The organism is Moorella mulderi DSM 14980 (assembly GCF_001594015.1).
In the GTDB taxonomy this organism is placed as follows: Bacteria; Bacillota; DSM-521; order Neomoorellales; family Neomoorellaceae; genus Neomoorella; species Neomoorella mulderi.
On the sequence record NZ_LTBC01000012.1, the window covers coordinates 16,706 to 29,312 of the forward strand.

Genomic DNA, 12,607 nt, shown 5'->3' on the forward strand with positions numbered 1-12,607 from the left:
GGGACGAGAAACCATGTTGGAAAAGCTTGCCGGTGTCCTAAAGAAAGCCGGCCCGTATGTGCCCGTCATCCTGCTTGCCTTTGCCAAAGCCGCCTTTGCCGCCACCAGCGGCGGTCAGCCCCAGATTGTCACCGGGGCCATCAACCTCTTGAATGACGCCACTTCCTGGCTGTTAGGCATTATCCCCGCTGGGTCTGGTGCCGCAATCGGCTACCACGCCCTGATGAAACAGATGAGTGACGGCGATCCGGCTACGGCCGCTGCCCACAACCGGGCTATGCGCAACGTGCTTATTGGCGGCGCAATTGGTGAATCAGCGGTAGGCATTACCAAGGTCTTTTTAAGCTATTTCCAGGGTTAGGTTTATATAGCGCAGGCCCGGTATTGCCGGGCCTGCTCCCTTTATGGGGGAGGGAAAGAATTTTGGATGTAATCGCTAACCTGATTATCAATGCTATCAACAAGTTCCTGGCCGGCATCATGGAGAACGCCCTTACCACCTTCGCCGCCTTTGCTGGCAACGAGATGGCCCTGGCGCTGCAGATTTTAGACTCGGTATATGTCCAGAGTGCCGTCCACCTGGCCCAGGCGGTGGCCGGGAGCCTGCTGGCCGTTAAGGTGGGAGCAGAAGCATTGCAGGTCTACATCCTGCACACCCACGGCGACCCGGGGGCAGACCCTGGGGGGCTGTTGAAGCGCACCGCTATGGCCGCAGCCGTCATTGGGGCCGGGCCCTGGCTGGTGAAGACCGTCTACACCTGGGGCAACGATTTAGCTCAAAGCGTGGCCAGTCTTTCCTCGGTAAATCCCAACCCGGCCAACTTCATCGACACTATCGTTTCCGTGGGAACGACGCCCTTCTTGATCATGATTACCGCCATCATCGCTATCGTCATCTGGGCCTTGATCCTCATCCAGACCGGCATCCGCGCGGTGGAGGTGGCCGCCCTGGCCGCCGTGGGACCGATTATGGCGGTGGGATTGACCCGGGCCGACGAAGGGGTGGCGGCGGTGTGGTGGCGGGAATTAGTGGTCCTGTCCGGTTCCCAGGCCCTGCAGACCTTCATGATGAAGGGATTTCTCGCGACCATCATGACTTTTACCTTTAACTCCGACGTGTTGAAGTTGTTCCTCCTGATCGGCTGGCTCTGGGTGGCCTTCAAGACTCCTGCCGTCCTGCGGCAGTTCGCCTACCACACCGGCTTAGGAGGGGCCATGGGCCAGGCCGGCCAGGCGGCTGGGACCATGTATATCATGCGGCGCATGTTCATGAGGGGGGTATGAGGTTTGTACCTGATACCACGCAACGTCACGGCTAGATTTGAGTTTTTCCCCGGCTTCGGGTGGTTTGAGCTGGCGGCAGTAGTTGCCGGGGCTTTAGTGGGTTTGGCGTTGTTTTTCCTTTCCGGCCTGTTTACCAAATCCGTAGTCCGCTTTGTCCTCTTCGTCCTGCCGCCGGGATTGGCCTTCTTCGTCACCAAACAGGGGCCTAACGGCCAGAGCCTCCTGGACCTGATCCAACAGTGGCGGCGCTGGTCCATGGCCCAGCGGCGTTACCTTTACGTGGGAAAGAGCAAGTAAATGTCAGACCAAGATTATGGGGGATTATGTCCGATAGCAGTGATGGGATTTTTAAATTAAAGGGGGAGAGGATTTTGTCTGATGTTAAAAGACGCTTGGTTTTACTAAGATGGATAGTATATTCTTTATTAATAGCATTGAGTGCTCCTGTTTTATTGTGGGTTGGTCTAAGAATTTTAGCTGTTATGGTTTCGCTTATGGCAATGATATCGATTTTAACAGTATCCATTTTACTAGTATTGAGACTATGATAAATGCAATGGTTAACCTAAGGATGATAGCCATTTCCATGAGTATATACCACGTGGCTGTTATTTTTATTTTACGCTCTGCAAACGCCAAAAACTCTTTAATACTCTCTTCATCAAGCTTTTTGTGCATAAGATATATTTTACTTAAAAAAAGGGAACTAATTACTGCATTAACTTCTTGTGGGATACTTCCGGCAGTAGACATAATAAAACAAATAAAAGCAATGGTTATAGTATGAGAAGATAGACCCCATATAAAGATAGCTGGAACTAGTGCCACCAAAGGTATAATTGTACCAATTTTTAATACAGAAAGGAGCACCCAATAACCCTGAGACTGCAATGTATGGGCAAATTCATGGGACCCATCAATGATGGATTCTGCAGTATTGTTCTCCAGGGATTTTCCAAATTCTAAACGTCTATTTATGATAACAAAGCGGGCCCCAACGCTTCTTTCTTTTTTTACTAATTTAAACGGTTTGTGAGGGATAATGGATTGCAAGAATTTTATGCAATCAATACCATTAACACCTAACTTAGAGAGGGTTGTTTTCATTGTCTCTTTAGTATTTAGTGTTTCTTTAGCCAAGCTGGACCGAGACGTTAAAAAATTAAGGACAACGGATAAAAGAAAAAGGGAAATTATCAGAAATAAAAAGGTGATATCCATGATAGTACCTCCAAATAGAAAATCGCTACAAAGTAAAACTCAGAGGATAACTGATTGCTATTTCTATTCTTTATGGGTTTTTCCTGCAAATTGAAGGGAGAGTGAGTATATGGTTTTTAAATTATCGGGAAAAAAGAAACCTGCCAAACAGCAGCAGGTTGACCAGGCGGCGGCCCGGAAGGCGGTTCAGGACTGGCTGCCCTGGAAGGACATCGCCGGCGGGGTGATAACCAGGAAAGACGGCCAGGTGGTGGCCGTATTGAAGGTTGAGCCCTTCAACCTGGCCCTTAAATCGGAGAATGAGAAGATGCGCGTCATTACCGCTGTCCACGAAGCCTTGAACGGCCAGCGGGAGGCCTTCCAAATCCTTTCCCTGGGCCGGCCGGTGGACCTGGACGCCTACCTGCGGGGCCTGCAGGACCTGGCCCGGGAGACTGGCAACCTGGCGCGGAAGAAGCTCCTGCAGGAGTACACCCGTTATGTGGCCACCCTGGTGGCCAGCGGGGAAGCGCTGGAAAGAAGATATTACATTTTGCTTCCGGGGAAGGAGCAGGTAGAAGTCCTGCAAAGGGCGCATGAACTGGCAAGCAACCTGGAACGGTCTGGCTTAAAGGTTAGGGTATGCAGCGACCAGGAGATCATCGACCTGGTCTTTGTTTTTACCCATCCCGCCCAGGCGGCCTTCGAGCGGCCGCCAATACCAGGGCCGTATCTAGCGCCCCAGGTGAAAGGAGCTTAGACGTATGGCGAGGAGCAAAAACACGACAACAACCGGGGGCCTGACCGGCCTGCTGGATGTCCTCTCCCCCCAGGCCCTGGACTTCGGGGCGAGACAAATAACATTCGGTGAGCAGATGGCCAGGGTGTTGGTCATAACTGATTATCCCCCGCGGGTAGGGCCGGCCTGGCTGGCCCGGGTGGCCGGGCTGCCGGGGGTGGTGGCCTCCATCCACGTGACCCCTACCGACCCGGCGAACCTGGTGCTTTCCATCAACCGGGCCATCGGCGAGTACACCGGCCGGTTGGAGCTGGGCGGCAACGCCCTGGTGATGCAGCGCACCGAGCAGGCCCTTAAGGACGCCCAGGAGCTGCTGAGAAAGATTGACCAGGAACAGCAGCAGGTTTTCTACGTGACCGTCATCCTCCTGGTCCTGGCCCCGGACCAGGAAGCCCTGGACCGGAGGACCAGGCAGGTGGAAGCGGCCCTGGCCGCCGCTGGGATGCGGGGAAGGGTGGCCGTCTTCCGGCAGGAAGAAGGCTTGAAGGCGGCTGGCCCCTGGGCGGTGCTGCCCCCCGGCATCAGGGACGCCGGGGCGAGAAATATGCCGGCGGAGACGGTGGCCGCCAGTTTTCCTTTTACAGCCAGCGGCATCAACGACGGCAGCGGCGTGGTCCTGGGCCGCGACCGCGACGGGGGCCTGGTGCTGGTGGACATCTGGCAGCGTGGCGGGGACAGGACGAACTCCAACTGGACCGTTCTGGCCAAGCCCGGAGCCGGCAAATCCTTCGCCGTGAAGATGCTCATCTTGCGGGAACTGGCCCGGGGGGCCAGGGTGATCATCATCGACCCGGAACGGGAGTACCGGGAGATGGCGCGCTTGCTTGACGGCGCCTGGATCAACTGCGCCGGGGGCAAGGGGCGCATCAACCCCCTGCAGGTACGGCCCGTGCCCGTTGAGGACGAAGAAGGGGAAGAAGAAAAGGCAACCGCCAGGGGCCCCCTGGCCCTGCACCTGCAGACCCTGCGGACCTTCTTTTCCCTCTACCTGCGGGATTTAAGCGACCTGGAGAGGGCGGCCCTGGAAGAAGCCCTGGTAGAGGTTTACCGCCGGGCGGGTATCGGCTGGCAGACCGACCCGGCCGTTATACCCCCGGAGGAGTGGCCCACCACCAAGGAGCTTTACGCTTATGTCGCAGCCAGGGCGGGAGAAAGCCCGGATATTTACGGCCGCCTGGCGGTACTCCTGCGCCGGGCGGCGGAAGGGGCCGACGCCTCTTTGTGGGCAGGGCCGACCACGGCATCTGCCGACAGCGACCTGATCATCCTGGATGTCCACGACCTGCAGAACGCCGATGATGCCGTCCGCCGGGCGCAGTATTTCAATGTCCTTTCTTTTGCGTGGCACCAAATTGAAAAGGACCGCCAGGAAAGGACCCTTTTGGTGGTGGATGAGGCGTGGCTTTTAGTGGACCCCCAGACGCCCCAGGCCCTGGCTTTTCTGCGGGACACCTCGAAGCGCATTAGAAAATATATGGGCGGCCTGGTGGTCATCAGCCAGAATGTGGTGGACTTCCTGGCCCCGGAAGTGGCCCGCCACGGCCAAGCGCTGCTTGATAACCCCACCTATAAGCTGCTACTGGCCCAGGGGGAAAAGGACCTGGAAGCCATCACCGCTCTTATGAACCTCTCGGAAGCCGAGCACGATCTTTTGGCGTCAGCTAAACGCGGAGAGGGCCTGCTGGTGGCCGGGACCCAACGGGTGCAGGTACGGATTGAAGCCGCGCCTTATGAAATGCCCTACCTGGTTGGGGGCGGTCAATGATGGCCTCCCCTGCAGGACTGGTTGTCCGGGTGGTCCTGGCCTTCCTGCCGGAGAAGCCGGAAAAAGCCCTGATGTGGGTACTGGCGATACTTTTTGCTCCAGTCGCCCTGCTGCTGTTTTTTTTCGCCGGGCCGATTACCATATGGGAACGGGTGCCCATCGTCACCCCTTCCCAGGCCCAGATGTACGTGGACGCGGCCAAAAAGGTGAGCGACAGCACTAAGTCCCCTTGCGACCCCGGGGTTACGGTGGACTGGCAGCCCCTGCTGGCCATCGACGCCGTGCGGCTGGACCAGGACTTCCGCAAGGCCAATCCGGGCAGGGCGGAAGAGCTGGCCCGGATGTTCATCGAAGAGTCCGGGAGCTGCGAAGTCTGCGACGGCGGCGACCCGCCGAGCTGTACCAGCTACCCGACCTACCGGCTGCGTTCCCTGGATGAAGTTCTTGATGATTTAAGGTTTAACGTCAAGCAGCGGGAGAAGGTGAAGAACATCCTCCAGGTGGACCTTTCCTTCCTCCTGGGTACGGAGCCGGGAGTGCCGGATGGGTGGACGCCGGTGGAGGGCAATGTAAAGTGGCCCACGCCGGGCATTAACGCCATCACTTCACCTTTCGGCTACCGTATAGATCCGGTTAACGGCAATAGCAGCTTCCACACCGGAGTGGACATCGCCGCGCCCATGGGGACACCGGTCCATGCCGCCGCCGACGGAGTGGTGGTAGTGGCCGGGTGGATGGGGAACTTCGGTTATGCTGTCTACATCGAGCATGGCGACATGGTTACCATCTATGCCCACCTGTCCCAGATCGCCGTCCAGCGGGGACAGCAGGTTAGGGCGGGTGACGTGATCGCCTACAGCGGCAGCACGGGCAAGAGCACCGGGCCGCACCTGCATTTTGAGGTCAGGGTACACGGCCAGCCGGTCAACCCGATTAATTACTTTAAGTAAACGAATGGAGGGTGAGAAGATGGATGAGGCCAGTAAATATGAGCATGCCGTCCAGGTTTATGCCGCCCACCTGGAGGCGGCAGACCTGGCCAGGAAAAACGCTGAAGTGGCCAGGCAGGCCCTGGCCCTGGCGGATCCGGGAAATCCGGCGCTAAGGGTGCCGCTGAAGGAATATACCCTGTTGCAGGCTCAGCCCCTTTTGCTGCTGGTGGAAATCCTTTTTGGCGTCGGGCGGGAGGTCCCCCGGCGGGCGATAACGCCGGAATTGGCCCTCCTGGTCGGGGCGGTGGCCGTGGGCCGGGGTGAAAGCCCCGCTCGGGTACTGGGCGTACTACAAAGGGTATTTGCTAGGTCTTTGGTAAGGGATAGCTAAAAAATATAGATATACCCCCTCTAATCTTGAGGGGGTATATCATATTGGCCTTTATAAGCTTACTTTCTGTAGTGATTTTTTTACGACTGCAGGTTTGGTAAGTCTTTCCGGGTTTTTGTTTTGTTCTTCGCGGATGAATTTAAAAAATCTATCCATATCACCTTGACATTTTTCTAGAATTAGTTCACGTGTCTTTCTTACTTCATTCACAATGGGATCATCGTAGGCCATAACTTAATTCCTCCCCATTAGTTCAAGTGGAGTAACAATTTCCGGGGTTTCTAATCCTACTGAAGCGTTATATCGTTTTAGTTTTTTACGAACCTCACCGTGGGCGAGATGTTTGCAATTCCAGGTTAAAATGTAATCCAGGTTATATGCCACTCCGTATGCGAGATGAACGGCGTCTAATGCTGATTTTTGGGGAATTCCTAGCACAGTGATATATTTTCTTGCCAGCTTTTCAACTTCATCTGTTACAGGTAAGATTTCAAGGCCTTCGAGATAACTGGACCTTAAAGAAGCAACTTCAGGATCCCCAGCTTGCGCTTCTACTACAACAGCTTGGGAGATGTATATTTGAAATTTGTCCCTTTCATAAATCCACCATTCACGGGTTGCCTGTTGATTGGCAGCTACTATCAAATCGCGGCTTAACCTGGCTGCAAGGTAGCTGGGGATGGTTGTCTCCAGGTATAATGTTGGTTTTTCTCCCACGGATTATCACCCCGATTTTACTTTAATATAGCCTAAAAAGCACTCGGAGGCAATAGCGAAGGTGGAAATATCAATAACAATTTGGAATTACTGGTAGTTATATGAAAGGGGTAGAGACTCATTATGTATGCTTTAATCCTTACTCCGGCCAGGGCGGAACAGGTGAGAAAAGCCGTGAAAGAACACGGTGAAGTGGTATTCGACCAGGCCGGGACGATGGATTCCTTGGGCATTCGCAATGCCCTCCAATCTGCCGCCAGGGTGGCGGCTGACGCCCTGATTCTCGATATAGATGCCGGGCCGGGTCCGGACCTGGTGGCCGCCGTCCAGGGTTACCGCATATCCAGGCCTACGGTCCGGGTGATCCTCCTTGCCCCTGGACGGGAGCCTGGAGATGCGACGGTGGCCTCCCTGGTGGGCCTAGGAGTGTATGATGTTATCAGCGGCCCGTTTAGGGACGACTGGGGTGATTTAGTCGCCCAGGCCCTTAACCGCGTCCCTGCAACCTACGCCCAGGCCGCCCGGTGGCATATCATGACTGGCTTAACTGGAGAAGAACAGGTAAAGGAAAAAGTAGTCATCGAGCAGCGCCCGGTGGGGGTGGTGACTATTGCCGTGGCCGGGGCCGCGTCAGGGTTAGGCTGCACCCATACTGCCCTGGCCATCAGCGCTTTTTTAGCCAGGCAGGGCCATAATGTGGCCCTGGTGGAAGACAGCCAGGAGCCGGTAATGAAGGATTACCTTAAAATTATCAAGGCGGACGCCGGCCGGGTAAACAAGGCAAGACGTATAAAACGCTTTGATGTGTTTCCTTTTGCTAAAACCGAGGTTGACAAATTCATAGAAGGTGATGGTAATAATTTTATATTTGACGAGCTTTTGCCGGAGTTGAGTGCCGGGCGGTATGAATATATTGTCCGCGATTTAGGTGTAGCTGACAAAAAGAGGACCAGGGAGGCTTTTAGATCCAACCTGGCCGTCCTGGTGGCCAGTGCCGCCAGGTGGCGCTGGGGTGACTTATTAAAGATTGAGCCGTTGGCTTCATTCCGCCTGGCCTTGGTGGCCCCGGCGGAACGGGAGGTGAGGGAAATAAGGAGAATCCCGGAGTTAAAAGTATACGTGATGCCGCACCACCCCGATCCTTTATGTATGCCGGATGAGGAACTTGCCGAGCTTTTGCGGCCAGTATTGCCCCAGGCCAAAAAGAAAAGTTCTTTCTGGCCCTGGAAGAGACTTTGGAGTAATTGCGATTAGCGCTGTCCCAATTGTTACCAGCGGTAAGAATATTTAATTTGCAAATGTTAAAATGCGGTGGTTGTTTTAAGTTGTAACGGTAAACCTGGAGCAGTTAAAATTGCCCCTTCTATGGTTAATTAAACGATTATTACCAATATCTATTATTATCCCTGGATAGAGAGAGGAAATTTTGGTTATAGGGGGTTAATTATAATAAGGAGCTTGTAACCAATCGTGGAAGGTTTTTACCTTTTGCTGTCGAATACTAAAGGAGTGGGAAGATAATTGTGAATGACTTGCGGGTATTGAGCTTCTTTTCCGGGGCAGGAGGCCTCGACGAGGGTTTCCGCCAGATCGGATTTAGAATAGGTTTTGGTTTCGATATCGATCCTGCTGCCGTATTAACCCATAACTTTAATTATCTGTAAATGGACTATGTGGAACGACAGGGCACAGAACACGTGTACTGAGGTGCTTAACCTTATCAGGAAACGCAAGGGGAAGACGCAACATATAGTTATTGTAACCCTTAAGCCCATGCCCTCACGGCTGGCTTCGATTGTCCTGGGCACTGGTGATATAGATAACACTTACCATGGGGGCGCTATACGAGCTCCAAAAAGCATCCTGGAGAGTGGTAATGAAGACCAGGCAGCTTAATACCCTCGTAAGTTGCCGTCGCTTCCGCGACATTACTGACTTGCCTTTTGATCTTGCCGTGTGATAAGCCTATTTTCATTATTGGCGAGACTCAATACTAACTAGGAGGAGAAAAGGATAATACTATCTGCTTTGGGGGGATTACATGATAGACTTTACTAGTTTAATAGAAGAAGGCAATAACCAATCCCCGGTCGATCCCAAAGAATTATTCCATAGCCTGGTAAGGGCGCCAGGGTGTGAGTACTTGCGTGATGTCCAGGTCGATGTCCTGGATGCATGGTATGGCAACAGGGAAAAACGAGATACTATTGTGAAGATGAATACTGGCTCAGGTAAGACCCTGGTTGGACTTTTGATGCTCCAGTCCTCCCTCAATGAGGGTATTGGACCAGCTCTCTACCTTTGCCCTACTCACCAGCTAGTTGATCAGGTGGTAAACCAGGCAAGGCAATATGGTATAACCGTATTACGGGATGTTCCTAGGAATCCGTTACCTTTTGAGTTTCTAAATAGTGAGGCCATTCTTGTAACTACGTTCTCCAGATTTTTTAACGGCCAATCGGTCTTTGGGGTTGAGGGTAGATCCTCTTCCCCTGTTGAAGTGGGTGCTATAGTGATCGATGACGCCCATAGTTGCCTGGCTATTGCCAGGGAACAGGCAAGCATCACGTTTCAGAGGGAAGAAGTAGGATATAGTCAGTTTTTGGGCCTTTTTAGGGGAGTATTAGAAGAGCAATCAGCCGGTACAGCAGCTAGCATCTTTGAAGGAGATTCAGCTGCTTTCCTTGCTGTCCCGTACTGGGCGTGGTTAAATTGCTTGAATGATGTAGCAAGTATTCTTAGCCAGTTAAGCAGGGAAGAAGAGGGAAATGTAAAGTTCGCCTGGCCCCTTATGCAAGGTTGCCTTGAAATTTGCCATTGCCTTGTCTCAGGTCGAAAGATCTTGATCACCCCTCATGTACTACCAGTTGAACGTATCCCGGCTTTTAAAAGGGCTAAACGGAGATTCTATCTATCTGCTACCCTGATAGATGATGCCGCCCTCATCAGAGATTTTGGCTTGAGTGAGGATATCTTTAGTAATCCACTCCATCCAAAAATCAAGGGGGACGTTGGCGAGAGGCTGATCATTGCTCCTGGTCTTATCGATAGTAGTATTTCAAAGGAGGAAATCTACCCGTGGGTTGCCACGTTTGCTAGGAAGGGCTATAATATCGTGGTCTTATGTCCTTCTTTTAACGCAGCAAGCCGGTGGCAACAAATTGGTGCCAGGGTTGCAGGGGAAGGCAGGGACATCGGAGTACAAGAGGCGATCAAGCAGCTACATGATTCTAGAGGGAATATTATCGTCCTTGTAAACAGGTACGATGGTATTGACTTACCCGGAGATGCATGCCGTATCCTTGTTCTAGATGGGTTACCCGTTGGGGGAGACTTGTATGAGCAGTATGTCATGGCTATGCGTCCCGATTCCCAGCAAGTGAGACTAGTCCAAGCCCAAAAGATAGAGCAAGGGCTTGGGCGTGGTGTCCGTTCGGGTAGTGATTATTGTGCTGTACTGCTGGTAGACCATGATCTGGTTTCGTTCGTGATTACAAAGCAGAACCAGCAGCTGCTCTCGCCTGAGACACGGCGGCAGCTCGAGATAGGGCGTGATCTTGCTAGGAGAATCCGGGATAGTGGTGGGGATATCCTGAACAAGCTGGGGCAACTTATCGAGCAGTGCTTGAAGCAAGATCCTGGCTGGAAAAAATTTCACCGCCAGCGGTTAGCAGACTTGGAAGAAGTGCAACCAAACCCATTGCCAAGGCAGCTTGCAGTGGTGGAAAGAAAAGCAATAAAGCTGTTCCAGGCTAACCAGGGATCTGAAGCAGCACAGGTTATCCAGCAGGCTCTGGATGAATTAAAACTAAATGACAACGCCGATAAGGGCTGGTACTTGCAACTTGCCGCTCACTTTTGTCACCGTACCGATCCAGCCCGGGCTCAAGAAATCCAGAGAAAAGCCCATGAACTAAATAGAAATTTGCTGCGGCCCCTAGAAGGAATAAAATATAAGAAGATTGCAGCTTATGCAGGAGTACAGGCTAGCCGGGTGGTCCAGTGGGTCCGGCAGTATGAGGATCCTAATACCATGCTCGTATATGTAAGCAGCATTCTCGACAAATTAGCTTTTGGAGTAGATAGCAATACTTTCGAACAGGCCTTTGAAGACCTGGGGAACATCCTTGGCTTTAGGGCGCAAAGGCCAGAAAAGGAGTACGGCCGCGGCCCTGACGTCTTGTGGGTGCTTACAAAAGGGCATTACCTGGTAATTGAAGTAAAAAACCAGGTTGATCCCAATCGTGACTTCATAGCAAAGAAGGAAGCGGGACAACTTGCTAACAGCGTTAACTGGTTTAGAAGCGAATACGGTGAGGCTGAGATGACGCCAATTTTGGTACATCCTAGCAATAAAGCAGCCCCGGACGCTTTCCCACCTGCAGGGACGAAAGTTCTTACCTGTGAAGGCCTTAACAGGTTATGCGAAAAAGTTAGGTCTTTTACTGCTGCTCTGGCCACGAAAGCCCCTGGAGCCTGGATGGAAGAGGAGGTAGGAAGGATATTAGCGGCTTCCTATCTAATACCGCGTAGTTTTCTCGCCACCTTCTTTACTGATTTGAGGCTCCCTCACTAATACGAGCTGGGAAAGATATTTATTTAGAGAAATACATGGGATATATTGCTATTTGGCTTTTAGTGAGCATAGTATTAAAGATACTTGTACTTAAGCGGGCAAGTTAGAAAAGCTTCTGAAGGATATTTAGTTTTCTTTTGACTTGTTATATCTTGGTAATGTTGGCGGTTATCACCCTTCCTAAGAATTATCCACCTCTGTTATACCACAGGGAATTGATGATCGCCAACTTCATTAATTTTTTATAAAGTTTGGGCCAACGATTAAGTACCATTTAACAGCCTTTATTTTTTTCGTTGGCTGCCGTTAATCTCAGGCTACTTTCCCAGTATTGCCAAATAGGCCTTCAATGCAGTAAGATAGCGTTGAAGCGGTTTGCGCTTGTCCTGTTCCCAACTCTGCAAGGTCTTAGGGTTCACGCCAATAGACTGGGCCAACTCTTCTTTTGTTAAACCATGGAACACCCGGGCTTTTCTAATCCGTTGGCCCAAGGTTTTTTCAGGTAAATTCTCGAAGCAACCTATATAATATAACGGTACATTAAGAACCTGGGCCAAAACCCGGAGGTGGGGAAGCAAAGCACGAGTCCTATTTGCTTCCAAGTTGCCAATGGTTTTTACACTTAGGCCGGTCGCTACAGCAAGGTCATGGATGGTCATGTTTTTAGCCAGCCTAGCTCGTCTGAGCCTGGCACCCGGGGTATCCCCCGACAACATATTTCCACGAAATAATGTTGGTAAGGATATCCGATGTTCTACTAACATAACAACGGTATTCTCTGCACGGTTGCGCGTTAAGGTGGAGTCCAAAGATGAATAGGAATGGGTTCACTAAAAACATATCCGCCAAATTAATTCCCATTTATGACCCTCCTTCATTTTACTGCGGTGGCCCGCACACTTTACAAGGCGTATATCCCTTGCTCTTTGCTTCCTCCAGGATA

At 52.1% G+C, this 12,607-nt stretch carries 16 protein-coding genes; 12 read left to right on the top strand and 4 right to left on the bottom strand.

The window, feature by feature from the left end:
- Nucleotides 1–13: 13 nt before the first annotated feature.
- The 3 genes from MOMUL_RS11765 to MOMUL_RS11775 all read left to right on the top strand — a co-directional run bounded on the left by MOMUL_RS11765 (nucleotide 14) and on the right by MOMUL_RS11775 (nucleotide 1,581).
- Nucleotides 14–361, top strand: coding sequence for a hypothetical protein (locus MOMUL_RS11765; RefSeq protein ID WP_236713101.1), 348 nt, complete (start codon nucleotides 14–16; stop codon nucleotides 359–361).
- A gap of 62 nt (nucleotides 362–423) precedes the next feature.
- Nucleotides 424–1,284 (top strand): conjugal transfer protein TrbL family protein, encoded by an 861-nt coding sequence (locus MOMUL_RS11770; protein WP_330219206.1) that lies wholly within the window; start codon nucleotides 424–426, stop codon nucleotides 1,282–1,284.
- Between the two features lie 3 nt (nucleotides 1,285–1,287).
- Entirely contained in the window at nucleotides 1,288–1,581 is a 294-nt protein-coding gene (locus tag MOMUL_RS11775; protein WP_062285155.1) for a PrgI family mobile element protein, read from the top strand.
- A 195-nt stretch (nucleotides 1,582–1,776) separates the two neighbouring features.
- On the opposite strand, the gene MOMUL_RS11780 is transcribed toward MOMUL_RS11775, so the two are convergent.
- Nucleotides 1,777–2,505, bottom strand: coding sequence for a hypothetical protein (locus tag MOMUL_RS11780; protein ID WP_062285157.1), 729 nt, complete (start codon nucleotides 2,503–2,505; stop codon nucleotides 1,777–1,779).
- A gap of 109 nt (nucleotides 2,506–2,614) precedes the next feature.
- Here MOMUL_RS11780 and MOMUL_RS11785 point away from each other — a divergent pair, with 109 nt between their 5' ends.
- Genes MOMUL_RS11785 through MOMUL_RS11800 form a run of 4 tightly spaced genes read left to right on the top strand, consistent with a single transcriptional unit; the run spans nucleotide 2,615 to nucleotide 6,371 of the window.
- Complete coding sequence (locus MOMUL_RS11785; RefSeq protein WP_062285159.1) at nucleotides 2,615–3,244, top strand: TraC-like domain-containing protein; 630 nt, start codon at nucleotides 2,615–2,617, stop codon at nucleotides 3,242–3,244.
- Between the two features lie 4 nt (nucleotides 3,245–3,248).
- Nucleotides 3,249–5,048, top strand: a complete 1,800-nt coding sequence (locus MOMUL_RS11790) for a VirB4 family type IV secretion system protein (RefSeq protein ID WP_062285161.1) — start codon at nucleotides 3,249–3,251, stop codon at nucleotides 5,046–5,048.
- Entirely contained in the window at nucleotides 5,045–5,998 is a 954-nt protein-coding gene (locus tag MOMUL_RS11795; protein WP_236713102.1) for a M23 family metallopeptidase, read from the top strand. The genes MOMUL_RS11790 and MOMUL_RS11795 overlap by 4 nt, the downstream gene beginning before the upstream one ends.
- Before the next feature lie 19 nt (nucleotides 5,999–6,017).
- Nucleotides 6,018–6,371 (top strand): hypothetical protein, encoded by a 354-nt coding sequence (locus tag MOMUL_RS11800; protein ID WP_062285163.1) that lies wholly within the window; start codon nucleotides 6,018–6,020, stop codon nucleotides 6,369–6,371.
- 51 nt (nucleotides 6,372–6,422) lie between these two features.
- Here MOMUL_RS11800 and MOMUL_RS11805 read toward each other — a convergent pair whose 3' ends face one another.
- Both MOMUL_RS11805 and MOMUL_RS11810 read right to left on the bottom strand, forming a co-directional pair.
- Entirely contained in the window at nucleotides 6,423–6,602 is a 180-nt protein-coding gene (locus tag MOMUL_RS11805) for a hypothetical protein (RefSeq protein ID WP_062285165.1), read from the bottom strand.
- Nucleotides 6,603–6,605: 3 nt separating this feature from the next.
- Complete coding sequence (locus tag MOMUL_RS11810; RefSeq protein WP_062285167.1) at nucleotides 6,606–7,088, bottom strand: type II toxin-antitoxin system VapC family toxin; 483 nt, start codon at nucleotides 7,086–7,088, stop codon at nucleotides 6,606–6,608.
- A gap of 123 nt (nucleotides 7,089–7,211) precedes the next feature.
- Here MOMUL_RS11810 and MOMUL_RS11815 point away from each other — a divergent pair, with 123 nt between their 5' ends.
- From MOMUL_RS11815 to MOMUL_RS11820, 5 genes are all read left to right on the top strand, one after another.
- On the top strand, nucleotides 7,212–8,342 hold the full coding sequence (locus tag MOMUL_RS11815; protein ID WP_062285168.1) for a ParA family protein: 1,131 nt from the start codon (nucleotides 7,212–7,214) through the stop codon (nucleotides 8,340–8,342).
- 269 nt (nucleotides 8,343–8,611) lie between these two features.
- The gene (locus tag MOMUL_RS16280) at nucleotides 8,612–8,752 is read left to right on the top strand and encodes a DNA cytosine methyltransferase (RefSeq protein WP_161485014.1); all 141 of its coding nucleotides are present in this window, start codon (nucleotides 8,612–8,614) and stop codon (nucleotides 8,750–8,752) included.
- Nucleotides 8,753–8,759: 7 nt separating this feature from the next.
- A complete protein-coding gene (locus MOMUL_RS17905; protein ID WP_084785622.1) occupies nucleotides 8,760–8,984 on the top strand; it encodes an NgoMIV family type II restriction endonuclease in 225 nt (74 codons plus the stop codon).
- A complete protein-coding gene (locus MOMUL_RS17910) occupies nucleotides 8,965–9,048 on the top strand; it encodes a hypothetical protein (RefSeq protein WP_407937694.1) in 84 nt (27 codons plus the stop codon). Before MOMUL_RS17905 ends, MOMUL_RS17910 begins: the two co-directional genes overlap by 20 nt.
- Before the next feature lie 183 nt (nucleotides 9,049–9,231).
- On the top strand, nucleotides 9,232–11,664 hold the full coding sequence (locus MOMUL_RS11820) for a DEAD/DEAH box helicase (RefSeq protein WP_161485015.1): 2,433 nt from the start codon (nucleotides 9,232–9,234) through the stop codon (nucleotides 11,662–11,664).
- Between the two features lie 317 nt (nucleotides 11,665–11,981).
- On the opposite strand, the gene MOMUL_RS11825 is transcribed toward MOMUL_RS11820, so the two are convergent.
- Nucleotides 11,982–12,428, bottom strand: coding sequence for a helix-turn-helix transcriptional regulator (locus tag MOMUL_RS11825; protein ID WP_330219207.1), 447 nt, complete (start codon nucleotides 12,426–12,428; stop codon nucleotides 11,982–11,984).
- Between the last annotated feature and the right edge of the window lie 179 nt (nucleotides 12,429–12,607).

Excerpts from the sequence above, each read along its gene's own strand:
- MOMUL_RS11765 (WP_236713101.1), top strand. The coding sequence starts at position 14 with ATGTTGGAAAAGCTTGCCGGTGTCCTAAAGAAAGCCGGCCCGTATGTG.
- MOMUL_RS11780 (WP_062285157.1), bottom strand. The coding sequence starts at position 2,505 with ATGGATATCACCTTTTTATTTCTGATAATTTCCCTTTTTCTTTTATCC.
- MOMUL_RS11785 (WP_062285159.1), top strand. The coding sequence starts at position 2,615 with ATGGTTTTTAAATTATCGGGAAAAAAGAAACCTGCCAAACAGCAGCAG.
- MOMUL_RS11790 (WP_062285161.1), top strand. The coding sequence starts at position 3,249 with ATGGCGAGGAGCAAAAACACGACAACAACCGGGGGCCTGACCGGCCTG.
- MOMUL_RS11795 (WP_236713102.1), top strand. The coding sequence starts at position 5,045 with ATGATGGCCTCCCCTGCAGGACTGGTTGTCCGGGTGGTCCTGGCCTTC.
- MOMUL_RS11800 (WP_062285163.1), top strand. The coding sequence starts at position 6,018 with ATGGATGAGGCCAGTAAATATGAGCATGCCGTCCAGGTTTATGCCGCC.
- MOMUL_RS11805 (WP_062285165.1), bottom strand. The coding sequence starts at position 6,602 with ATGGCCTACGATGATCCCATTGTGAATGAAGTAAGAAAGACACGTGAA.
- MOMUL_RS11815 (WP_062285168.1), top strand. The coding sequence starts at position 7,212 with ATGTATGCTTTAATCCTTACTCCGGCCAGGGCGGAACAGGTGAGAAAA.
- MOMUL_RS17905 (WP_084785622.1), top strand. The coding sequence starts at position 8,760 with ATGTGGAACGACAGGGCACAGAACACGTGTACTGAGGTGCTTAACCTT.
- MOMUL_RS17910 (WP_407937694.1), top strand. The coding sequence starts at position 8,965 with ATGAAGACCAGGCAGCTTAATACCCTCGTAAGTTGCCGTCGCTTCCGC.
- MOMUL_RS11825 (WP_330219207.1), bottom strand. The coding sequence starts at position 12,428 with ATGTTAGTAGAACATCGGATATCCTTACCAACATTATTTCGTGGAAAT.